22 protein-coding genes are annotated in these 19,986 nt (G+C 72.4%); 8 read left to right on the forward strand and 14 right to left on the reverse strand.

From position 1 onward, the window contains the following. The first annotated feature begins 62 nt into the window (after positions 1 to 62). Positions 63 to 653, forward strand: a complete 591-nt coding sequence (locus tag AC1DQF_RS11975) for a 1-acyl-sn-glycerol-3-phosphate acyltransferase (RefSeq protein ID WP_477525443.1) — start codon at positions 63 to 65, stop codon at positions 651 to 653. Here the strand turns inward: AC1DQF_RS11975 and AC1DQF_RS11980 are convergent, their stop codons facing one another. Beyond that, on the reverse strand, positions 654 to 1,280 hold the full coding sequence (locus tag AC1DQF_RS11980) for an HAD-IA family hydrolase (protein WP_477525444.1): 627 nt from the start codon (positions 1,278 to 1,280) through the stop codon (positions 654 to 656). It abuts the gene before it with no gap. A gap of 170 nt (positions 1,281 to 1,450) precedes the next feature. Between AC1DQF_RS11980 and AC1DQF_RS11985 the strand changes: the two genes are divergently transcribed. Then, on the forward strand, positions 1,451 to 1,834 hold the full coding sequence (locus AC1DQF_RS11985; protein ID WP_477525445.1) for an AsnC family protein: 384 nt from the start codon (positions 1,451 to 1,453) through the stop codon (positions 1,832 to 1,834). A 160-nt stretch (positions 1,835 to 1,994) separates the two neighbouring features. Here AC1DQF_RS11985 and AC1DQF_RS11990 read toward each other — a convergent pair whose 3' ends face one another. Genes AC1DQF_RS11990 through AC1DQF_RS12000 form a run of 3 tightly spaced genes read right to left on the reverse strand, consistent with a single transcriptional unit; the run spans position 1,995 to position 4,878 of the window. Then, positions 1,995 to 2,834: a PIG-L family deacetylase gene (locus AC1DQF_RS11990; RefSeq protein WP_477525446.1), complete on the reverse strand. Its 840-nt coding sequence runs from the start codon at positions 2,832 to 2,834 to the stop codon at positions 1,995 to 1,997. After that, entirely contained in the window at positions 2,834 to 3,916 is a 1,083-nt protein-coding gene (locus AC1DQF_RS11995; protein ID WP_477525447.1) for a glycosyltransferase family 4 protein, read from the reverse strand. The genes AC1DQF_RS11990 and AC1DQF_RS11995 overlap by 1 nt, the downstream gene beginning before the upstream one ends. Next, a complete protein-coding gene (locus AC1DQF_RS12000) occupies positions 3,913 to 4,878 on the reverse strand; it encodes a lysylphosphatidylglycerol synthase domain-containing protein (protein WP_477525448.1) in 966 nt (321 codons plus the stop codon). The genes AC1DQF_RS11995 and AC1DQF_RS12000 overlap by 4 nt, the downstream gene beginning before the upstream one ends. A 158-nt stretch (positions 4,879 to 5,036) precedes the next feature. Between AC1DQF_RS12000 and AC1DQF_RS12005 the strand changes: the two genes are divergently transcribed. After that, the gene (locus AC1DQF_RS12005) at positions 5,037 to 5,828 is read left to right on the forward strand and encodes a class II glutamine amidotransferase (protein ID WP_477525449.1); all 792 of its coding nucleotides are present in this window, start codon (positions 5,037 to 5,039) and stop codon (positions 5,826 to 5,828) included. A 22-nt stretch (positions 5,829 to 5,850) separates the two neighbouring features. On the opposite strand, the gene AC1DQF_RS12010 is transcribed toward AC1DQF_RS12005, so the two are convergent. Continuing rightward, positions 5,851 to 7,497: a sigma-54-dependent Fis family transcriptional regulator gene (locus tag AC1DQF_RS12010; RefSeq protein ID WP_477525450.1), complete on the reverse strand. Its 1,647-nt coding sequence runs from the start codon at positions 7,495 to 7,497 to the stop codon at positions 5,851 to 5,853. Between the two features lie 151 nt (positions 7,498 to 7,648). Here AC1DQF_RS12010 and AC1DQF_RS12015 point away from each other — a divergent pair, with 151 nt between their 5' ends. The 3 genes from AC1DQF_RS12015 to AC1DQF_RS12025 all read left to right on the forward strand — a co-directional run bounded on the left by AC1DQF_RS12015 (position 7,649) and on the right by AC1DQF_RS12025 (position 10,669). Beyond that, the gene (locus AC1DQF_RS12015; protein WP_477525451.1) at positions 7,649 to 8,761 is read left to right on the forward strand and encodes an NDMA-dependent alcohol dehydrogenase; all 1,113 of its coding nucleotides are present in this window, start codon (positions 7,649 to 7,651) and stop codon (positions 8,759 to 8,761) included. A gap of 13 nt (positions 8,762 to 8,774) precedes the next feature. After that, on the forward strand, positions 8,775 to 9,719 hold the full coding sequence (locus tag AC1DQF_RS12020) for an AAA family ATPase (RefSeq protein ID WP_477525452.1): 945 nt from the start codon (positions 8,775 to 8,777) through the stop codon (positions 9,717 to 9,719). Between the two features lie 206 nt (positions 9,720 to 9,925). After that, on the forward strand, positions 9,926 to 10,669 hold the full coding sequence (locus tag AC1DQF_RS12025; RefSeq protein WP_477525453.1) for a VWA domain-containing protein: 744 nt from the start codon (positions 9,926 to 9,928) through the stop codon (positions 10,667 to 10,669). On the opposite strand, the gene mftF is transcribed toward AC1DQF_RS12025, so the two are convergent. Genes mftF through mftA form a run of 7 tightly spaced genes read right to left on the reverse strand, consistent with a single transcriptional unit; the run spans position 10,638 to position 16,412 of the window. After that, on the reverse strand, positions 10,638 to 12,095 hold the full coding sequence (gene mftF / locus AC1DQF_RS12030) for a mycofactocin biosynthesis glycosyltransferase MftF (RefSeq protein ID WP_477525454.1): 1,458 nt from the start codon (positions 12,093 to 12,095) through the stop codon (positions 10,638 to 10,640). The two genes, AC1DQF_RS12025 and mftF, sit on opposite strands and share 32 nt — an antisense overlap. Further along, positions 12,092 to 12,856 (reverse strand): mycofactocin-coupled SDR family oxidoreductase, encoded by a 765-nt coding sequence (locus AC1DQF_RS12035; protein WP_477525455.1) that lies wholly within the window; start codon positions 12,854 to 12,856, stop codon positions 12,092 to 12,094. The genes mftF and AC1DQF_RS12035 overlap by 4 nt, the downstream gene beginning before the upstream one ends. After that, complete coding sequence (gene mftE, locus AC1DQF_RS12040) at positions 12,853 to 13,524, reverse strand: mycofactocin biosynthesis peptidyl-dipeptidase MftE (RefSeq protein ID WP_477525456.1); 672 nt, start codon at positions 13,522 to 13,524, stop codon at positions 12,853 to 12,855. Before mftE ends, AC1DQF_RS12035 begins: the two co-directional genes overlap by 4 nt. Further along, positions 13,521 to 14,774: a pre-mycofactocin synthase MftD gene (mftD, locus tag AC1DQF_RS12045; RefSeq protein ID WP_477525457.1), complete on the reverse strand. Its 1,254-nt coding sequence runs from the start codon at positions 14,772 to 14,774 to the stop codon at positions 13,521 to 13,523. Before mftD ends, mftE begins: the two co-directional genes overlap by 4 nt. Then, complete coding sequence (gene mftC / locus AC1DQF_RS12050; RefSeq protein ID WP_477525458.1) at positions 14,771 to 16,018, reverse strand: mycofactocin radical SAM maturase; 1,248 nt, start codon at positions 16,016 to 16,018, stop codon at positions 14,771 to 14,773. Before mftC ends, mftD begins: the two co-directional genes overlap by 4 nt. Then, on the reverse strand, positions 16,015 to 16,317 hold the full coding sequence (gene mftB / locus AC1DQF_RS12055) for a mycofactocin biosynthesis chaperone MftB (protein WP_477525459.1): 303 nt from the start codon (positions 16,315 to 16,317) through the stop codon (positions 16,015 to 16,017). The genes mftC and mftB overlap by 4 nt, the downstream gene beginning before the upstream one ends. Next, positions 16,317 to 16,412, reverse strand: coding sequence for a mycofactocin precursor MftA (gene mftA / locus AC1DQF_RS12060; protein WP_477525460.1), 96 nt, complete (start codon positions 16,410 to 16,412; stop codon positions 16,317 to 16,319). Before mftA ends, mftB begins: the two co-directional genes overlap by 1 nt. 91 nt (positions 16,413 to 16,503) lie before the next feature. On the opposite strand from mftA, the gene mftR reads away from it, so the two are divergent. Beyond that, on the forward strand, positions 16,504 to 17,118 hold the full coding sequence (gene mftR / locus AC1DQF_RS12065; protein ID WP_477525461.1) for a mycofactocin system transcriptional regulator: 615 nt from the start codon (positions 16,504 to 16,506) through the stop codon (positions 17,116 to 17,118). Positions 17,119 to 17,166: 48 nt separating this feature from the next. On the opposite strand, the gene AC1DQF_RS12070 is transcribed toward mftR, so the two are convergent. Both AC1DQF_RS12070 and AC1DQF_RS12075 read right to left on the reverse strand, forming a co-directional pair. Beyond that, positions 17,167 to 18,363 carry a cation:proton antiporter gene (locus AC1DQF_RS12070; protein ID WP_477525462.1) on the reverse strand — a complete coding sequence of 399 codons (1,197 nt, stop codon included), beginning with the start codon at positions 18,361 to 18,363 and terminating at the stop codon, positions 17,167 to 17,169. Between the two features lie 17 nt (positions 18,364 to 18,380). Further along, positions 18,381 to 18,620 carry a hypothetical protein gene (locus AC1DQF_RS12075; RefSeq protein ID WP_477525463.1) on the reverse strand — a complete coding sequence of 80 codons (240 nt, stop codon included), beginning with the start codon at positions 18,618 to 18,620 and terminating at the stop codon, positions 18,381 to 18,383. A 1,027-nt stretch (positions 18,621 to 19,647) separates the two neighbouring features. Between AC1DQF_RS12075 and AC1DQF_RS12080 the strand changes: the two genes are divergently transcribed. Further along, a complete protein-coding gene (locus AC1DQF_RS12080; protein ID WP_477525464.1) occupies positions 19,648 to 19,983 on the forward strand; it encodes a hypothetical protein in 336 nt (111 codons plus the stop codon). The last annotated feature ends 3 nt before the right edge of the window (positions 19,984 to 19,986 follow it).

Raw genomic sequence — 19,986 nt, forward strand, 5'->3', positions numbered from 1 at the left:
GAGGGGGCTCACCCCGGTTTCGGCGCCACGGGTCAGGCGCCGGGCACCAGTAGCCTGCGCCCATGTCCCGCATGGTGGTCCGCCCCCGTCTCGCCCGCACCGTCCTGCGCCTGGTGCGCTGGCGCACCGTGGGGACGCTGCCCTCGCACGGCATCGTGGTGGGCGCCCCGCACACGTCCAACTGGGACTGGGTCTTCTCCCTGCTCCTCGCGTGGAGCCAGGGCCGGCAGCCGCGCATCATGGTCAAGCAGGAGTTCTTCCGTGGTCCGCTGGCCCCGGTCATGCGGGCCACCGGGGCGGTGTCCATCGACCGGTCGAACCCCGCCGCCGACATCCGCGCGCTGATCGAGGAGATCGGGGCCACCGACGACTTCCTGCTCGCCATCGCCGCGGAGGGCACCCGGAGCCGCACCGACCACTGGAAGTCCGGCTTCTACCGGCTCTCCCAGCAGACGGGACTCCCGATCACGCTGGCGTTCATGGACGGTCCCTCGCGCACGGTCGGCTCGGGCCCGACCTTCACGCCGACCGGCGACCTGGCGGCCGACATGGACCTGATCCGGACGTTCTACGCCGACAAGCACGGCCTGCACCCCGAGAAGCGCACGGAGCCCCGGCTGCGCAACGAGGGCCCCGGGGGCGACCGGGACTGATCACTGCGACGTCTCGGCGATGATCCGCTCCATCGCGGCGATGGAGACCGGGGTCGACACGTGGTGCACGGCGTGCCAGCCGGCCGAGCGTGCCCCGGCCACCCGGACCTCGGTGTCGTCGAGGAAGAGGACCTGCTCCGGTCGTACGCCGAGCCGCTCGGCGGTCAGCGCGTAGACCGCCGGGTCGGGCTTGGCGAGGCCCACCTCGTGGGAGTAGACGAGGTCGTCCACGACCGCCTCGAAGCCGTGGCAGCGCTCCCGCTCGCGCGCGCCCGGGCTCGAGTTGGACAGGATCGCGGTCAGGCGGTGCTGCCGCTGACCCACGAACCAGTCGAAGAGCACGCGGTCGAGGGTGCCGACGTACCACCGCCAGTAGTCCTCCTCGATCCCGGTCACCTGGGCCGCGGTCAACCCCAGCCGTGCCCGCCAGTGGTCGAGCACCTCGGGCCAGGTGACCTCCCCGAGCATCGGGTCGCCGGGCAGCCCGTCGAGCCRCTCCGCGAACTGCTCGTCCGACAACCCCAGCCGCGCCGGCCAGGGCCCGGGGAAGAGGGAGTCGTCGATGACCTCGAGGACTCCCCCGATGTCGAGCACCACCGCCTCGATCGGCACCGCCCCGGTCTGCACGGGGTCCACCCTGTCCCCCGGAACCGGTCCAGGCCAAGTCCAGGACGTGACGAGCTGCACCGGGCTCACCGCATGGGACGGCGTGTACTCCTGTGCCATGCTGGAGCTCAGGCAGACGATCTCGGGCGCATCCGCCGCGCCGGACAGCCACGACAGCGAGAGGACACGGCATGGACTTCGACTCCGCCAACAAGTCGTGTTCCTTCTGCGGATTCCAAGGGACCTCCGAGACCAGGTTCGCTGGTGGGCTCGGCGCCATGATGTGCGTCGACTGCCTGGAGTTCTACCACCACAAGTTCAGCTCTCCGGAGCTGCTCGAGACCATCTCGCGGCCGCCGTGGGACAAGATGTCGGACACCGAGATCCTGGCCAAGCTCCCACTGATCGCCGACACGGCGACGCAGGTGAACGGCTTCCTCGGCGAGTGGGTGCAGATGGCGCGTGAGCGCAATCTCTCCTGGGCCGAGATCGGCCAGGCCCTCGGGGTGTCGCGTCAGGCGGCCTGGGAGCGCTTCGCCGGAAACAAGGTCCGCAAGAACAGCAGCACCGCCTGAACCGCTCGTCCCGACCGACCGGGAGACAGCCGTAGGTCGGGCTCACCCCCGTGAAACCCGACCCACGACTGCGTCAAGCCTACCCTGACGGAACTCCGGTCGTCGTGCAAGTCGGACGGAGAGTCGTGGCCACGATGTGGTGAGGGTCGGGCCCGGTCCCTCAGCCGGTTGCCTCGCCGCGACGCAGCGAGGCGAAGACGTCGTCGATCAGCGGCGCTCCCGGCGCCCGGCCCACCTCTCGGAACCACTCGGTCCCCAGCACCCTCCGACGCACGGGGCCGGGGAGACGGAGGAGCAGCGCCACGGTGCGCACGCCCCGGTCGGCACCCGTCTGGCTGGCGTGCGCACGCAGCGCCCGCTCCTTCGTCTCCACCTGCCCGCGGACGTCGACCCGGTGCGTGAGCCCAGCCCGGGCGGTGAAGGCGTCCTCCATGGCGGGCAGGCGGGGCATCGGCAGGACGGTGGACAGTCTCCGCAGCAGGCGGGTGACCCGCACCAGCAGCTCCCGGTCCACCGTCGCCTCGAGGACGAGCGGGGTGCCGGCGAGGCGGGCCGCGAGCGCGCCCACCCGGTGCACCTGGACGTGGTCGGGGTGGCCGTAGCCGCCGGCAGCGTCGTACGTCGTGAGGACGTCAGCACCCTCCTCGCGCAGGACCTCGGCCAGCTCCTCGGCGACGGCATGCGGGTCCAGGTCCGCGAAGGTACCGGCTCGCCCGCGCACCGGGCCCGCAGGCCATCCCGAGTCCGCGTGGCCCAGCAGGACCACCCGTGCGGCGCCGATCGCCGCGGCCGACGCGCGGAGCTCCTCGCCGCGGCGGCGGCCCAGCTCCTCGGCGTCCGGAGCGCCGCGCGCGAGCCCGGACTCCCCCGAGGTGGCCAGCACCAGCACCACCCGATGGCCCTCCGCGACGGCGCGCGCCAACGTACCGGCCGTGAGCAGGGCCTCGTCGTCGGGATGCGCGTGGAAGGACACCACGGTGAACGGTCCGCCGGTCCCCATCAGACCCCCACCGCCCTGCTCCGTCCGCGACGCGGCGGTGCGCCGCTGGACCGTACGGCGACCCGGTAGAGCTCCTCGTTGCGCGCCAGGGCCGACGGCCACCCGAAGTCAGGCGGGACGGCCCGGCTGTGCCACGCGAGGTCTGCGCGCAGGCGCTCGTCACGCAGCAGTGCCACCACCTGGTGGGCGAGCTGGTCGTCGCTCTCACCAAGCAGGCCGTCCCGGCCGTGCTCGATGAACGTCGTGATCCCCGAACGCGCACTCGCGACCACCGGCACGCCCACGGCTCGAGCCTCGAGCGCGGCGATCCCGAAGGACTCGCGGTGGGCCGGGGCCAGGAACACGGAGGCTCCCGCGAGACGTTGTCGGATCGCTTCTCGGTCCAGCGCACCCGTCATCTCGACCCGGTCGGTCAACCCGTACCTGCGCAGGTGTCGCTCGAGGGCCGAGCGTTCGGGGCCGTCGCCGACGATCGTCGCCTGCAGGTCGGCCTGCTCCGAGACGATCCGCAGGATCCTGGCCAGCGGGACCGCCCGCTTGACCCGCGTCAGCCTCATCACGCTCACCACTCGGGGCGGATCGTCCGAGGGGAGCACCGGGGCAGGTGTCCAGYCGTCCAGGTCCAYGGCATTGGGCAGCACGTGCACGGGGTTGCCGAGCAGCTCGTGGACCGGGATGGCCGCCCGCTCGCTCACCGCCGACCACGTCACGGTCCAGTCACGCATCCCCCAGACCTCACGGGCCAGCAGCGGCAAGGGTCCCGCGTGGGCCCACAGCGAGTGCACGGTCACGACCGTCGGGAGTCCGAGCAGGGATGCCCGACGAGCGGTGGCCAGGGCGAAGGGCGACACGATCGAGACGTGCGCGTGGACGACGTCCGCCCCGAGGCCGCCCAGCCAGTCGTCGGAGGCGGAGCGGATCCGGCGTACGTGGACCGGGTCCGCCTCCTCCCCCGGCGGCGTCCGCGTCGCCACGGTGACCTCGTGGCCCTGGCCGACCTGCGCGGCGGCGAGGTCCCGCACGTGCAGCTCGATCCCTCCCACGCGAGGCAGGTAGCAGTCGGTGACGTGCACGATCCTCATGCCGCCACCCGTTGGCGCCAGGTCCACCCGGCCAGGAGCAGGCCCCCGACGGGGATCTCGAGGCCGAACGTGAGGGCGCGGTAGACGAGCACCCCGGCGGCCACCCCTGCGGGCGATGCGTCCGGAGCCAGCATCAGTGCGCCGGCCAGTCCCACCTCCACGACCCCCACCCCGCCCGGGGTGAGTCCTACGAGTGTCGCCAGGCGCTCCACGCAGAACGCCACCAGGACGACCTGCCACGGGACGGCGGCCCCCGTGACGTGCAGGCACCCGAGGAGCAGGACGAACAACAGCGCCAGGTAGAGCGACATCCCGGCGCTCAGCCGCCCCCAGCCCGCCACGACCACGCGCAGTGCCGTGACCCGGACCGTCTCGGCACGGGCGCCGAGACGCGCCAGGGCTCCCTGATGGACGAGGAGCAGGCCCCCCGTGCCGGCCACCGCAGGCAGGGTGATCGCGGCAGTGGTGATCGCGCCGTCCCACCCCGCCCCCACGGGGATCCCGACCATGACCAGCGGCAGCACGACGAGGGGCAGTGCCAGCTTGGCCAGCACGTCCCACGCGTTGGTGACCGCTGTGTAGGCAGCGAACCCCGACGGGGTGAATCCCCACCGCCGCGTCATCCGGTAGTTGAGGGCGACACCGGCCGCACCCCCGACCGGCAGCACGTTGGCCACCGCGCTTCCCGTCAGGCTCAGCAGCAGGGCACGACGGTGGCTCAACCCCGGGAGGGCAGCGGTCAGGGTCAGCGTGTGCGCGAGCAACCCGGCCAGCCACAGGACCACGAGGACCGGGAGCGCTCCGGCGGGCACCGCGGCCACCGCCGTGGCGACGGTGCGCCAGGGCGCCCCGGAGACCCGCGGCAGCACCAGGAGCAGGGCGAGCGCACCAGCCCCCGCCCCCGCGGCGTACACGAGCCGGTGTCGCAGTCGCGACCGGTCCCTGCTGCCCTCGGTGCTCACTCCTGCAGCGTCCTGCCGCCCACCTGCACGCCACCTGACCGCGGGTCGGGCCGTCGCGACCCTGCTCGTCCACCAGCGGTTGCCCTGCCCGCGTGGGGCGAGGATGCTCGATGGGGGGCCGGACGCACCACCAGGACCAGAAGGGACCACGACGGACCATGTGTCGCCTGCTGGGCTACGTCTCACGAGAACCGATGTCGGTCGTCGAGGTGCTGGGCGAGGAGGAGTTCGAGTCGTTCACCGCGCTCACCGCCGTCCACGGCGACGGGTGGGGCATGGCCTGGCAGGACCCCGGCGACCGCACGATCCGCTGCACGACCTCGGCCGCGTCCGCGATGGACGATCCGGACTACCCGCGACTGGCGCGGCAGCCGCTGGGCCGGGCCGGGATGTTGCACCTCCGCTGGGCCACGCCCGGACTCCCGGTCACGCCGGAGAACACCCACCCGTTCGTCGAGGGCGGGTACGCCTTCGCCCACAACGGGCACATCTCCCCGGTCGATCAGCTCGAGGGCCTGCTCACCCCGCAGTCGCGCGGGGCGCTGCGCGGCACCACCGACAGCGAGCGCTACTTCCGTTTCGTCCTGCAGAACATCGCCGACCGGGGTGACGACGCCGAGGGCCTCCGCCAGGCGCTTGCCGTCCTCGTCCACGACTTCCCCCACGCCAGCCTGAACGCCCTGCTGCTCACTCCCACCCACATGTTCGGGGTGCACATCAACTCCCGGGCCGCCGCACCGGTCGAGGGACTGCAGGAGCTCTTCGCCACCGACGACCAGATCCCCCTGCGGCACACCGACGACTACTTCACGATGGACTTCCGGCTGACCCCCGATGCCGTCCACGTGATCTCCAGCGGCATCGACCCGGAGGGCTGGACCCCCGTGCCGGAGGACACCGCGGCGGCGGTCGACCTCGCCACCCTCGGGCTCCGACGTCTCGACCTCTGAGGAGTCGGGGCGAGGACCGGGCTCACCACCCGGTGATGCGCAGCTGCCGGATCCGGGCGTAGAGGGTGGTGCGCGAGACGCCGAGGTCGCGGGCCGCCTGCACCTTGTTGCCGTCGGCGGCACGAAGGGCGTTGACGATGGCGTCGCGCTCGGCCCGGTCGAGGGCGGCCAGCGGGCGTACGGGCGTCGTCACGCGGTAGTGCGCCGGCAGGTCCCCCAGCGCGATGCCACCCCGGCTGCGGATCCCGGCGGCGTGGGCGATGACCACCTTGAGCTCGCGCAGGTTGCCGGGCCACTCCTGGGCGGCCAGGGCGTGCAGGACCCCGGGGGTCAGGTGCACCGAGCTGTCGGCGCCCAGCTCGCTGAGCATCGACGCGGCCAGGTCCGGGATGTCGGTCCGGCGCGCCGAGAGCGGCATCAGCTCCTCGCGGACGAGCGCGGTGCCGGCCAGGGTCGCCGCCCGACCGGTCAGGCCCTCGACGGGTCCCGAGGTGAGGACGAGGCGCGGTCGGGTGCGCCGGTCGACGTTCTCCAGGACGAGGTCGAGCAGCTCGTCGGGCAGCAGGTCGATGCCGTCGACGACCACAGAGCCGCCGGTGCGTCCCATCGCGTCCTGGAACTCGCGTGCCCAGGCTGCCTCGCCCTCGAGCAGCGCTGTCGCGGCCCGCAGGACCTTGGCCGGCAGGACCGCGATCTCGCGCGCCCGGGTGGTGCGGCCGGTGCCGGGTGGCCCGCACACCAGGGTCGGGGCCGGCGCCCGGGCCGTCACCGAGGTGACGATCGCCCGCGGCGTGAGGTGCGGTCCGGTCGCCCTCTCGACGACGCGGAGCAGGACGCCCCGACGAGCCCCCGGCACCCGTGTGACCGTGACGTCGGCGGGCCGGCCCGTCTCGAGGGTCAGCCGCAGCACGCTCCGGCCGGTGCCGGGCGGATCCTCCGCGAGCACCCTCAGCAGCGCGACGTCGGCGGGACTGAGCAGGTCGGACGCGGCCTGGTTGCACATCACGATGTCCTCCCCGATGGCGAGGACGGCCTGCTTGGCGTGGCCCGAGGCCTCCTGGAAGGCAGCGAGCAGGTTCTTCTCCGAGATGCGGCTGCCGCCGAGCAGGCGCAGCTCGATGTCGTGGACGGCCCGGGCGATCAGTGGGGGCAGCAAGGGACTCGCGGTCGCCACGGTCGCGGAGATGTCCAGGACGCCCTCGATGCGCCGGGTCAGGGGGTGTCGGATCGGGTGGCCGTAGCAGCTGAACCCGCGCAGCGACTCCGCGAAGTGCTCGGCGCCGTTGATGACGACGGGGTGCCTGGTCTCGAAGACGGTCCCGAGGCCGTTGGTGCCGATGTTGTCCTCGAGCAGGCTCGCCCCCTCGCGCAGGTTCAGCGCGTCGAAGCTGTCGCGGGTCACCGGGTCGTCGAACCAGCGCCGCACGATCCGGCACTCGCGATCGCCCAGGATGGTGGAGTAGCCGGTGCCGGTCAGGCTCTCCTCGAGCTCCTCCAGCACGGGTGCGGCACCGATCAGGAGCGAGCTCTTGCGGTCGATGTCGCCCGGGACCAGGCGGTCGAAGGCACCGGTGCGCTCGACCCCGGCGAGGCTCGCCCGGCGCCAGGACGCCGCGATGTCGGGGCGTGCGCCAGCTCCGTCGTCGACCGCGGTCTGGGGTGAGGACACCGCAGGACCACCTCCTGGAAGCGCTGTGGGCTACGTCACACATCATGCCCCGGGTGACAAGGGGCCGAAGTGTCCAGTTCTTGAACACCCGCGCCGCACGCGGGCTGTCACGGTGGGCCGGAGCCCCCAGCCCGATCCCCGGAGGAGAGTCATGAAGACCCAGGCAGCAGTCGTCATCCAGGCCGGCAAGCCGATCGAGATCGAGGAGCTGACGCTCGACAAGCCTCGCGAGGGTGAGGTGCTGATCCAGTACACCCACGCGGGCCTGTGCCACTCCGACGTGCACGTCGCCCACGGCGACCTCGAGGCCCGGCTGCCGATGGTCCTGGGTCACGAGGGGGCCGGGATCATCCAGGAGGTCGGGCCGGGCGTGACCCGCGTCAAGGTCGGCGACCACGTGGTCTGCTCCTTCATCCCCAACTGCGGCAGCTGTCGCTACTGCGCCAACGGCCAGCAGTCGATCTGCGACATGGGGGCCACCATCCTCGAGGGCTACCTGCCCGGTGAGCACTTCCCGATCACCGGTCCGCGCGGCGAGTACGGCGCGATGTGCATGCTCGGCACGTTCAGCCAGTACGGCGTCATCCACCAGAACTCGTGCGTCAAGGTCGACGACGACCTGCCGCTGGACAAGGCCGTGCTCGTCGGGTGCGGCGTACCGACCGGCTGGGGTGCGGCGGTCAACACCGCCAACGTCAAGGCCGGCGACACCGTGCTGGTGGTCGGCGTCGGCGGCATCGGCATCAACGCCGTCCAGGGCGCCCGGATGGCCGGCGCGAAGAACATCCTCGCCATCGACCCCCTCGAGAACAAGCGCGAGAAGGCGATGGAGCTCGGCGCGACCCACAGCTTCGCGAGCACCGACGAGGCCATGGAGGCCCTCACCGACATGACCCGCGGGCAGATGGCCGACTCGGCCATCCTGACCCCGGGGCTGATGACGTCGGAGATCGTCGCCGGCGGCTTCAACGCCGTCGGCAAGGGCGGCGTCGTGGTGCTCACCGGCCTGAACAAGCTCATGGAGCAGAACATCGAGCTGCCGGGCACGATCATGACGCTGTTCCGCAAGACCGTGAAGGGCAGCCTCTTCGGCGACTGCAACCCCACCACGGACATCCCGAAGATCCTCGGTCTCTACCAGAGCGGCGACCTCAAGCTCGACGAGATCATCACGCGCACCTACACCCTCGACCAGGTGAACGAGGGGTACGACGACCTGCTCGCCGGCAAGAACGTGCGCGGCGTCGTCGTGCACAGCCACTGAGGGGCCCGACTTCGTGAACCGGACGTCCTCCGTGGGGATCGTGACCCCGCACGTCCCCACGGAGGTCATCGACCGGACGGCCGAGGCCGAGCTGCTGGAGGCAGCCCTGCTCAGCGGCGCCCACGTGCTGCTGGAGGGACCGCCGGGCACCGGGAAGTCGACGCTGCTGCGCCGGGTCGCCACCGGTCGACGGATCCCGTTCGTCATGGTCGAGGGCAACGCCGAGCTGACGCCCGCCAGGCTGATCGGCCACTTCGACCCGGCCCTGGTCCTGACCAAGGGCTACGTGCCGGAGATCTTCGAGGACGGCCCGCTGCTCGAGGCGTTGCGCACCGGCGGGCTGCTGTACGTCGAGGAGCTGAACCGGATCCCGGAGGAGACCCTCAACGTCCTGCTCACCGCGATGTCGGAGCTCGAGATCACGGTGCCCCGTCTGGGCCGGGTCGCCGCGGCGCCCGGGTTCGCCCTCGTGGCGGCGATGAACCCCTTCGACGCCGTCGGGACGGCCCGTGTCTCGGGTGCGCTGTACGACCGCACCWGCCGGATCTCCATGGACTACCAGACCTCGGAGGCCGAGCAGCGGATCGTCGGACTGCGCACCAGCGACCTCGACCCGGCATGGCGGGCCCGGGTCGTCGACCTGGTCCGCCGCACCCGCGACCACCCCGACATCCGCTTCGGGTCGTCGGTGCGCGGCGCGATCGACATCGCCCGGCTCTCGGTCGAGCTGAGCCGCCTCCGGGGCACCACGACCGATGACTGGCACGTCGGGCTCGCGGCGGCGAAGGCGTCGCTGTCGGGGCGCATCCGGCTGCAGGACGGCTGCGACCGGACACCCGAGCAGGTCGTCACCGAGYTGTACGTCGCCGTGTTCGGCGCCGAGCCGTCCGAGGACCCCGATGCCGATCCGGACCGGGACGCGGGGCCGGGCTCCGAGGGGTCGCCGGGGGAACCCTGAGCCCGCCTCCCGGGGCGGGCACTCCCCCACCAGTCCGGCCCGGGTCGCGCCAGCGACGTCCGGCGCCGCGGACCACCGGACGCGCCGACCTGGCCAAGAACCCTGCCTTCGCCGAGCTCTCCCCCGAGGTCGGCGAGCTCGACCTCGACGCCCTCGACGACAGGCTGCGCGGCGACCCGGACGACACCCTGACGCTGCTCGTGGAGATGTCGCACGCCACCGACGAGAGGCTGCGCGCCGCCGTACGCCGCCTGGCACCGAGACTCATCCTGGACCAGACCCGGCGCGGGATCCCCCGCAACCGCGGGGTCGCGAAGCCGCGACCGGTGCCCGCGCACCGCGGTGGGGACCTCGACCTGGACCGCTCGATGGACGCGATCGTCGGAGCGCGGGCGGAGGCCCGGATGCCGTCGCTGGAGGACATGACGGCGACGGACTGGAGCCGTCCGGAGCTGGCCCTGTGCCTGGTCATCGACCACTCGGGTTCGATGAACGGCGCCCGGCTCACCACGGCCGCCGTCGCCGGCGCCGCGTGCCTCACCTACGCACCGCAGGAGCACGCGGTGCTCGCCTTCGCCTCCACCACCACGCTCCTGAAGCGGATCACCGAGACCGCCGCCCCGACCGGCACCGTCGAGCGGATCCTCGCCCTCCGCGGACACGGCACGACCGGCCTGGCGGGCGCCCTGCGTGAGGCGCAGGTGCAGCTGGCCGGCGCCCGGGCCCGGCGACGCGTCGTGCTGCTGCTCTCGGACTGCCGGGTCACCGACGAGGTCGACGCGACGCCTGCGGCGCGCAGCCTCGACGAGCTCGTGATCCTCGCCCCGGCCGAGGACGACGACGAGGCCAGGCGCCTGGCCAGGGAGACCGGGGCCCGGGTCGCCGCGATCTCCTCCGTGCTCGACGTCCCGGCAGCCCTCAACGCGATGCTCGCCGACGACCGGACCTGAACGGCGCGTCCGGGACCACCCAGCGGACCCTGAGCGCGGCCACGCTGCGCACGCCCAGGCTGCCGACCCACAGCCCGGCGCCGTACGCCAGGTCGTCGAGCCGTCGTCCGGCGAAGGTCTGCACGGGGCTCGCACGCGGGTGCTGGACGGTCCCGACCACCGCGTCGACGAGCAGCGCGGACGCGACGAGGCGGCGCGCACGTCGGCTCACGAGGCAGGTGACGGCGGTGCCGGGCCACCAGTGGCGCAGCAGGAGGGCGGTCTCCTGGCGCAGCGCCCAGCCGAGGCCGCGTGCCGACAGGTCGACCGCGAGGCGCGGACGTCCGGGTGACGCGGGCAGGGTGGTGGCCAGGGACAGTGCCCCACGGGCCACGCACAGCGACGCGACGACCGGCGACCACCGGCGTCGGGCCAACACGGCCGTGGCGGCGACCGCCATCGTCGGGGTCAGCACCGCGGGAGCACCGTTGCTGCCGTGACGCGTCGCCAGCACGGCGCCTCCGGTCCCGTAGACGAACTTGCGCCCCAGCCACCCGCGGACGGTGGTGCGCACGTCGTGGTCGGCGACCTCGCCGGGGTCGTAGCGCACGGTGCGTCCGGCGGCGACCAGACGCCACACGAGGTCGACGTCCTCCCCCACGCGCAGGGCCGGGTCGAACCCCTCGATCCCGCTCGCCCGCAGGTCGCAGACGCGCGCGACCAGGCAGGCGCTCGGCAGCCAGCCGACGGCGGCGCCGGGACGGACGACCCCGGGCACGGCGCCGAGGGCCAGCGAGCTCGCCCGCTCGTCGTACGCCTCGAACCAGCGCGGCGAGGTCGCTCGTGAGCGTCCGGCCACGAGCGGCCCGACGAGGGCCACCCGAGGGTCCTGGAAGTGACGGGCCAGGCGCACCAAGGTGTCGACCGTGACGGTGATGTCGGAGTCGACGAAGGCGACGTACGGCGTGCGGACTCCCGCGAGCCCGGCGTTGCGGGCGCCGGCGGGGCCGAGGTTGACGTCCAGCGCGACGAGCTCGGCGCCGTGGCGCTCGACGACCGACGCGAGGGCGGTCGGGTCGAGCGAGGCGTCGTCGACGACCAGGCGCCGCACGCCACCGCCCAGCGCGGTGAGGGCCCGGTCGAGCTGCTCGCAGCGGTCCCGGACGGGAATCACCACGGTCAGCCGGCCGGGCGGTACGGGAGCGCCCAGCACGGGTAGGGCGATGTTCGCGTCCAGGAGCCGGGCGGCGAGCAGCCCGCTGGCGTCGTCGTGGACGACCACGGTCTCGGCCCTCCCCTCGACGGTGATCATCGACCGGGCGCGCTCGGAGAGCCGGATCGCCCGGAGCGGTGAGCCGCCGACGAGCAGCCGGCCGCCGTCGAGGCGGCGCACGTCGTCGACGAGCCGGACCGTGAAGCCGGGCGGCAGCCGGCCGGTCGTGGTCACGCGGGGAAGCCACCGTCGGCGTGCACGACCGTGCCGTTCACGACCCCACCCGCCGGGGAGGCGCAGAACGCGATGGCGGCGGCGATCTCGGCCGGCTCGATCGCCCGGCGGATCAGCTGGTGCTCCGCGAGCTCGCCGGGCTGCACGCCGTACAGGTCGGCGGTGGCCCGGAGCATCGCGGTGTCGGTGGCTCCGGGAGAGACCACCGAGGCGGTCACGCCGGTCCCCACCAGGTCCGCGGCCAGTCCCTTCACGATCCCCACGACGGCGTGCTTGGCGGCGTTGTAGGCCGCGAGGTGGAACACGCCGTGGGTGCCGGCGGTGGACCCCACGGCCACGAAGCGGCAGGTCCGGGGGGAGGGGCCCGCGAGCATGGCCGGGACCGCCGCGGCCGCGGTGTTCCACACCCCCCGGGCGACGACGCCCCACAGGAGGTCGAGGTCCTCCACGGGGGTCTCCCACAGCGGCCGGCCGCCCCGCATCACACCGGCCGCGGCTACGACCACGTCCAGGTGCCCCCAGGTCTGCACCGCCGCGGCGACCGCGGCGTCGAGGGCCGGACGGTCTCGGACGTCGGCCACGACCGTGCGCACCCGGTCGCCGTGGGCRGTGGCCAYGGAGTCGAGATCGCCCGTCGTGGCCAGCGGCCCGCCCTCGCAGGAGTCGAGCGCGACCACGCGGTAGCCGTCGGCGACGAGCCTCGAGACGGCCGCGGCACCGATGCCGCGCGCGGCGCCGGTCACCAGGGCGACCCTGCTCATGCGATCCGCTCCCCCACCGCGCGTGCGACGTCCGCAGCCATCTCCGCCAGGACCCTCCGGCCCTCCTCGGCGCTGGCGCCCGCGGGGTCGCCGAGGACGCCGTTGGCCGAGACCACCCCGACCCCGTGCTCGCCCATGGCGGGCAGGATCTCGCGCAGGGGCTGCACGTTCCCGGCCACGGCCCGGTCGGGACGGACGGACCGGGGCCGCAGGTGCAGCATCAGAGACGTCTCGGTCCGACCGGCGTGCAGGTCGACGCTCCCGGTGGCGCACGCGACCCAGCAGACCCGGTGCCCCTCCGTGGTCAGCTGCTCCACCGCACCGGTGAGCGCCGCGACGTTGCCTCCGTGGGCGTTCACCAGGACGACCCGGTCGGTCCAGGTGCGCAGCGAGCGGACGAGCTCGACGACGACGTGTCGCAGTGCCTCGGTCCCGATCGAGCCCGTGCCCGCGAACGACTGGTGCTCGCCGCTCGATCCGTAGGCCAGCGCGGGGGCGACCCATGACCCCGGCAGCTCGAGGGCCGCCGCGGTCGCGACCGCGCTCGCGATGGCGGTGTCGGTGTCCAGGGGCAGGTGCGGGCCGTGCTGCTCGAGCGAGCCCACGGGGACCAGGACCAGCGCCGCGCCCCGCACGTCGGGCGAGGTTGCGTCGGCCAGGTCGCTCATCCCGGCGTCGCCGCCGGGCGTACGGCGTGGTCGCGCGTGGTGGCGCCGAGGGTCCGGTGGAAGCCCTCGGGGACGAGCAGCAGCTCGGGGTCGAGCTCGTCGATCGAGGACACGCCCATGCCGAGCAGGGCGGAGTCGATGCCGCCGCGGAGGACGTCGAGGACGTTCTCGACCCCCGCCTGGCCGTTGGCGGCGAGACCCCACAGGTAGGCCCGCCCGATCATCACCGCGCGGGCACCGAGGGCGACCGCCTTGACGACGTCAGAGCCACGGCGGACGCCGCCGTCCATCACCACCTCGACCTGGCTGCCGACCGCGTCCGCGATGGGCTTGACCATCCGGATGGCGGCAGGAGTGCCGTCGAGGTTGTTGCCGCCGTGGTTGGACACCGACAGCGCGGCCACGCCCGCATCGACCGCCCGGCGGGCGTCGTCCACCCGGCAGACCCCCTTGAGCATGAACGGCTTGCCGCCACTCAGCCGACCCCACTGCTCGACCATCCACGCGACGTCGTCCCACGACGCGGGCGGGGTGGTCATCCACTCGTAGTAGGCACCGAAGAACGTCGGGCCCGTGGTCTCCCCGGGGGCGGCGAGATTGGGTGCGGTGAGGTCGGGGATCTGCCCGGTCCTGCCGAACTGGTAGAGCCAGCGCGGCTTCGTCACGACCCGGGGCGCCATCCGCACCATCGTCCTGAGGTCGACCTTCTCGGGGATCTCGGGACTCCCCCAGTCCCGTCCCATCGAGAACGACCAGTCCAGGGTGGCGATGAGGCCCTGCGCGCCGGCGTCGTGGGCGCGCTGCATCCGCTGGACCATGACGTCGCGATCACCCGTCCAGTACATCTGGAAGAACGTCGTCGCACCGGTCGCGGTGACCTCCTCGACGGACTTCGAGGCGAAGTTGGACAACCCCATCACCGTGCCCCGGGCCGCAGCGGCACGCGCCACGGCCACCTCCCCGTCGGGGTGCACCGCCTGCACGCCGGTCGGGCTGATCACCACCGGCAGCGAGATGTCGTGGCCCATCAGCGAGGTGGCCATCGACCGCTCCGCGTGCAGGCCGGCGACGTGCGGCGCCAGGCCCAGCTCGCGGAACGCGGACTCGTTGTCGGAGACCGTCTGGCCGCGCTCGGAGCCGGCGACCAGGGCGCCGTACACCGGAGCGGGCAGGCGCCTCCTCGCCCGCGCCTGCGCCACGGCCACCGACTCGAACCAGGGGTTCTGCCGCCAGGGGTTCTCGAGCCTCACGAGCGGCACCCGTCCGTGGGGGGAGGTTCGAAGCCGGTCAGCGGGTCCTCGGCGCAGGCGGAGACCGGAGGCCGGGTCATGAGCGTCAGCATCACCGGCTGGTTGCGGGTCGGCGTGGCCCTGGAGTGGTCCCGGCTGGGCGGCGGGACCGTGCGATCGGTGGCCAGAGCCTGCTCGCCGTAGCCCTGCACGCACTCGGGGTCCGGGCCGTCGAGCGGGAGACCGGTGAAGAACTTGGCGGCCATGCAGCCGCCTCGGCACGAGTCGTAGAAGGTGCAGGACGCGCATGCACCCCCGGTCTGCGGGGCGCGCAGCTCCTGGAACAGCTCGGAGGTCCGCCAGACCCTCTTGAACCCGCCGTCGGCGAGCAGGTTGCCGGCCAGGAAGTCGTCGTGGATGGCGAACGGGCAGGCGTAGACGTCGCCGATCGGGTCGATGAGGCAGACCACGCGTCCGGCCCCGCACAGGTTGAGCCCCGGGAGCGGCTCGCCGAACGCCGCGAGGTGGAAGAACGAGTCGCCGGTCAGGACGTCCTCGCCRTTGGCCATCAACCAGTCGTAGAGCACGCGCTGCTGCTCTGGCAGCGGGTGCAGCTCGTCCCAGACGTCCGCGCCCCGACCCGACGGGCGTAGGCGGGTCAGGCGCAGGGTGGCGCCGTACGTCTCGGCCAGCGCCTTGAACTCGTCGAGCTGGTCGATGTTCTGCCGGGTGCAGACGACCGAGATCTTGGCGTCGGCGAAGCCCGCGGCCTTCAGGTTCTCCAGCGCCGTGATCGCGGTGTCGTAGGAGCCGGGGCCCCGGACGTAGTCGTTGACCTCGGCGGTCGCGCCGTCGAGGGAGATCTGCACGTCGACGTAGCCACCGCACGCCGGCGACGCGAGGAACGCGGCGCGCTCGCGGTCGAGGCGGACCCCGTTGGTGGAGAACTTCACGCCGACCTGGTGGTCGACGGCGTACTCCAGCAGGTGCCAGAAGTCGGGGCGGATCGTGGGCTCGCCGCCGCCGATGTTGACGTAGAAGACCTGCATCCGCTGCAGCTCGTCGATCACCGCCTCGCACTGCTCGGTGCTGAGCTCGCGCGGGTCGCGCTTGCCGGACGACGACAGGCAGTGGGCGCACTCGAGGTTGCAGGCGTAGGTGAGCTCCCAGGTCAGGCAGATGGGGGCGTCCAGGCCGTGCTCGAACTGCTGCACCAGCGAACCGGTGGTCGGGCGATCAGCAGGGCGTTCCTGGATGAGGGTCATGCGACCGCCTCGCGGTCGCCCGTCCTCGGGCGGATCATGTCGGTGGCGGCCAGCCCCCGGAGGGCGGCGACGTACGCCGGGTGCTGGGCGAGGGGGATGCCCGCCGCCACCAGGGCAGAGCGGACGTCGGGGTGCTCGCCGAGTCCCTGCACGACCCGCACCAGCTCCGGGCGCTTGAGGAACGTCAGCCTGCGGTTGCCGAAGTGGTACGCCAACGCGCCGAACGGCTCCGGACGCAGCGCGACCCCCGGAGAGAGGCTCCACGCCTCGTCGAGCAGGGCCTCGTCGAGCGCGGACATCAGTACACGCCGCACATGCCGTCGATCGAGACCTCTTCGATCAGGTCCTCCGCGACCAGGTCCGCGTCGACGGTGGTGTCATCTTCGGGGTTCATGAGGGCTCCTGAGGGTCGGAAGTGATGCCGATCACATTAATGGCACTCGTGGCCACAATGGAAGGACGGCGGCTGTTAGATTCCGGACGCCATGCCATTCCCACCTCCCGCCGCCGCACCCCGCGCGTCGTCCCTGAAGGGCCGGCCCGTGGCGACCAGCCACGGCGAGATCGAGCAGGCCGCCTTCCGGCTCTTCGCCGAGCGGGGCTTCGACGGCACCACGCTCGAGGACATCGCCCGCGAGGTCGGGGTCGGTCGACGCACCCTGTTCCGCTACTTCGACTCCAAGAACGACATCCCGTGGGGCCGGTTCGACCGCACCCTGGAGGGGTTCCGCAGGATCTTCGCGGACCTGCCGGAGGACCTGCCGACCCACGAGGCCGTGCACCTCGCCGTACGCCGCTTCAACGACTTCCCCGCGGACGCACACCGGCAGCACCGCGAGCGGATGACCCTGATCCTCGGGACGCCCACGCTCCAAGCGCACTCCGTGCTGCGCTACGCCCAGTGGCGTGCGGTGATCGCCGAGTACGTCGCCGGTCGCACCGGCCTCGCTCCTGACGAGCTGCTCCCCCGCACCGTCGGCCACGTCTCCCTGGCGCTCGCCCTCTCGGCGTACGAGACCTGGCTGCGCGACGACTCCGTGGGCCTGCCGGACCTCATCGATGCCGCCTTCGCGGGGCTTCGCGGGCACCTGCTGCCGTAGGCAGAACGACCCTGGGTGGGCCCTTGCGGCGATCGGGCCGGGACGGACCTAGGCACCACCCTGGAGGTTGACACCTCCGGGGTCCGGGTCCGGTCCTCGCCGCGCGTTGAGGGCGACCGCCAGACCCGGGAAGACCATCACGGAGAGCACCCCCGCGCCCACCAGGGCGGCCGCGTTCTCCGGGAGCATGTGACCGGTGCGGAGGCCGACCTCGGCCAGGGCCACGAGCAGCGGCAGGGCGGTCGCCGTCAGCAGCATCAGCTGCAGGCGCTGGTTCAGGTCGAGGTCGCGACGGTAGAGGAAGACCGCGGGCAGGCCTCGCACCACGAGAAGCAGGACGAAGAGGGCGAGGAGCCGCAGTGGCGCCTCCGCGATCGACGTCAGGTCGAGGTTCATCCCCGACGCCACGAAGAAGACCGGGATGAAGAACCCGTAGCCGACCGCGTCGAGCTTGGTCTCCAGGGAGTGGACGTCGCCCGGCGCCCACCTCCTCAGGACCACGCCCGCGAGGAAGGCCCCGAGCACGACGTCGAGGCCGAACTCGGAGGCCACGACGAGCAGCGCGAAGAGCAGGGTGACGGTCAGGCGCAGCGTCGTCTGGGAGGTCGAGTGCTCCATCCGGCTGGTGATGGACGCGAAACGGCCCAGGAACGTGAGCCGTGGCAGGACGGTCAGGAGCAGCGCCACGAGCAGCATCACCACCAGCGACAGCAGCCCCAGGAACTTGCCGTTCGCGCTGAGGAAGATGGCGATCCCCACGATCGGCAGGAACTCCCCGACCGCTCCGGCAGGCATGATGAACGACCCGAACCGTCCGTCGAGCATGTCGTTGTCCCGCAGGATCGGCAGCAGGGCGCCGAAGGCGGTCGTGGTCAGTCCCAGCGCGACCGGCACGAAGGCGTGGACCAGGCCGGTGGAGGCCAGCAGGCCGGTCACCGCGACCGCCAGACCGGCCGTCACGAACCACGCAAGGATGGCGCGCCGGCCGACGTGCTGGGTGAACAGGCCCAGCTCGAGCTCGTATCCCGCCATGAGGAAGAGGAAGCCCAGCCCCACGTCCGCCAGCAGTCCCACGCTCGCGGGGTCCGCCCAGCCGAGGACCTCGGGGCCGACGATGACGCCACCGACGATCAGCACGACCACCTGGGGAAGTCGGACACGACCGAACATGGCCACGACGAACGGTGCCAGCGCGGAGACCACGGCGACCACGAGCAGCGTGTCGAGTGCGGTCTGGGTGTCCATCCATGTCTCCGATCGCGCTAGGCGACGGTCGGCCCCGCCGGGACCGCCGCCTGCGAGGGCTCCCCGATGCCTTGTCGGTCCGGCTCGAGGTCCATCAGCATCGCCCTGGGACACGCGCCGGGCAACGTGACCATGGCCTGCACGCGCAGGATGACCGCCTCGAGGGCGCCGCCTGCCAGGGCTCCCGGCAGCGGCACCGCCCACAGGCTCTGGCGGAAGTGCTGCCGCACCCGGAAGCGGGCGGCCCAGGTCATCATCGCGTGGCTCCGATCGTCAGGAGAACTCCTGGAGCTGCTCGGCAGCGATGATCCTGCCGCTGCTCTACGTCCTTGACCTGAAGACGCTGCTGCCCGAGGAGAGCGTGCCCGGTCCCTCCGCCTGACGGTGTCAACGTCACCCCCGCCCACCTTCCGGCCGGACCACGGGAGCGAAGGCCGCCCACGACACCTACCCGTCGTCGGGCTCCTGTTCGGCCCACCACTCGGCGTCGCGCTCCACAAGCACGTCCTGGAGGTCGCGCCACGCCTCGTAGTCGTCGTACTCAGGTACGGGCTGGGTCATCGCTTCATGGTGCACCTTCCTGCGAGAGGCAGCAACGGCACTCACGCACTACATGTCGTGCTGATGCCCGAAGTGACTGTGTCAATAGGTCGTTCGGCTCTGACGCCTGGCCCCTTCTGCGCCTACCGTCTCCTTCCACAGGGGGGGCCTGAGCGTCGGGGGAAGCCAGGCTTCGAGCAGATCACCCGCCGGCCCAGAGACAGTCGACCGGCGGGTGATGTGCCTGTCCCGCAGCCCCGTACCGGCGGTAGCGTCGAACGATCGCCTGGCGTGGTGCCTGATTTCCCCCGGTCGGCGCTGCGCCAGGCGTCCCAGCGGGGCGGACGTCGCGGAGCATCGTGCTCGCGAGGTCGAACTCGGTCAGCCACTTGGCCGTGTTGTCGCAGGCGACCCCAGATCATCTGCCACCTGCGCGCCGACTCCGTGGGCGTACCGGACCTCATCGATGCCGACTTTGCGGGGCTTCGCGAGCACCTGCGGTAGCGAGTCACACGAATCGGGCGAGGAACGAGGCGAGCAGGCGGCTGACAATGCCCCATGGGGGCATCCAGAGCGACGGTGACGTTGACGGTGTGGTCATACGACACCCCCCTGGGCGCTCGCGCGGGCGCAGTACGAATGCGGAAGCTGGAGGACTTGCAGGCGTTGGAGGTCCTTGACGCGGTGGCGGTGACCTGGGTCCCGGGCGCCCACCAACCCCGAGTCCTGCGAGTCCGACCCCGAATGAAGTCTCGACCCGACGACGTCTCGCCGCTGGCACCGCTGACACAGGCCCTCATCGTGAGCGCGATCGGGGACACCCGGGTGACGTCCTCCACGTCCGTCGCCGAGCAGCTCTTCGACACCGGAGTGGATGCGGCTCTCCTGCAACGGATGGCGGACCGACTGGCTCCCGGGCTCTCGACCCTCATCGTGCTGTCCGGCAAGGCCCAGCTCGACAAGGTCCGGCCCGTCGTGCAGCACGGATTGATGAGGGGTGGCGTCACGCTGCTGCACGCCCATCTCGAGCCCGAGATCGTCAGCGCGCTCTACGCGCTCGCGGCCCGGCACCAGCGGTAGGTG

It is taken from the genome of Nocardioides sp. P4_G4, from assembly GCF_056401085.1.

Bases quoted from the DNA above. Each gene is read 5' to 3' on its own strand.
- AC1DQF_RS11975 (WP_477525443.1), top strand. From the start codon at position 63: ATGTCCCGCATGGTGGTCCGCCCCCGTCTCGCCCGCACCGTCCTGCGC.
- AC1DQF_RS11985 (WP_477525445.1), top strand. From the start codon at position 1,451: ATGGACTTCGACTCCGCCAACAAGTCGTGTTCCTTCTGCGGATTCCAA.
- AC1DQF_RS11990 (WP_477525446.1), bottom strand. From the start codon at position 2,834: ATGGGGACCGGCGGACCGTTCACCGTGGTGTCCTTCCACGCGCATCCC.
- AC1DQF_RS12005 (WP_477525449.1), top strand. From the start codon at position 5,037: ATGTGTCGCCTGCTGGGCTACGTCTCACGAGAACCGATGTCGGTCGTC.
- AC1DQF_RS12015 (WP_477525451.1), top strand. From the start codon at position 7,649: ATGAAGACCCAGGCAGCAGTCGTCATCCAGGCCGGCAAGCCGATCGAG.
- AC1DQF_RS12025 (WP_477525453.1), top strand. From the start codon at position 9,926: ATGTCGCACGCCACCGACGAGAGGCTGCGCGCCGCCGTACGCCGCCTG.
- mftE (WP_477525456.1), bottom strand. From the start codon at position 13,524: ATGAGCGACCTGGCCGACGCAACCTCGCCCGACGTGCGGGGCGCGGCG.
- mftB (WP_477525459.1), bottom strand. From the start codon at position 16,317: ATGTCCGCGCTCGACGAGGCCCTGCTCGACGAGGCGTGGAGCCTCTCT.
- mftA (WP_477525460.1), bottom strand. From the start codon at position 16,412: ATGAACCCCGAAGATGACACCACCGTCGACGCGGACCTGGTCGCGGAG.
- mftR (WP_477525461.1), top strand. From the start codon at position 16,504: ATGCCATTCCCACCTCCCGCCGCCGCACCCCGCGCGTCGTCCCTGAAG.
- AC1DQF_RS12070 (WP_477525462.1), bottom strand. From the start codon at position 18,363: ATGGACACCCAGACCGCACTCGACACGCTGCTCGTGGTCGCCGTGGTC.
- AC1DQF_RS12075 (WP_477525463.1), bottom strand. From the start codon at position 18,620: ATGATGACCTGGGCCGCCCGCTTCCGGGTGCGGCAGCACTTCCGCCAG.
- AC1DQF_RS12080 (WP_477525464.1), top strand. From the start codon at position 19,648: ATGAAGTCTCGACCCGACGACGTCTCGCCGCTGGCACCGCTGACACAG.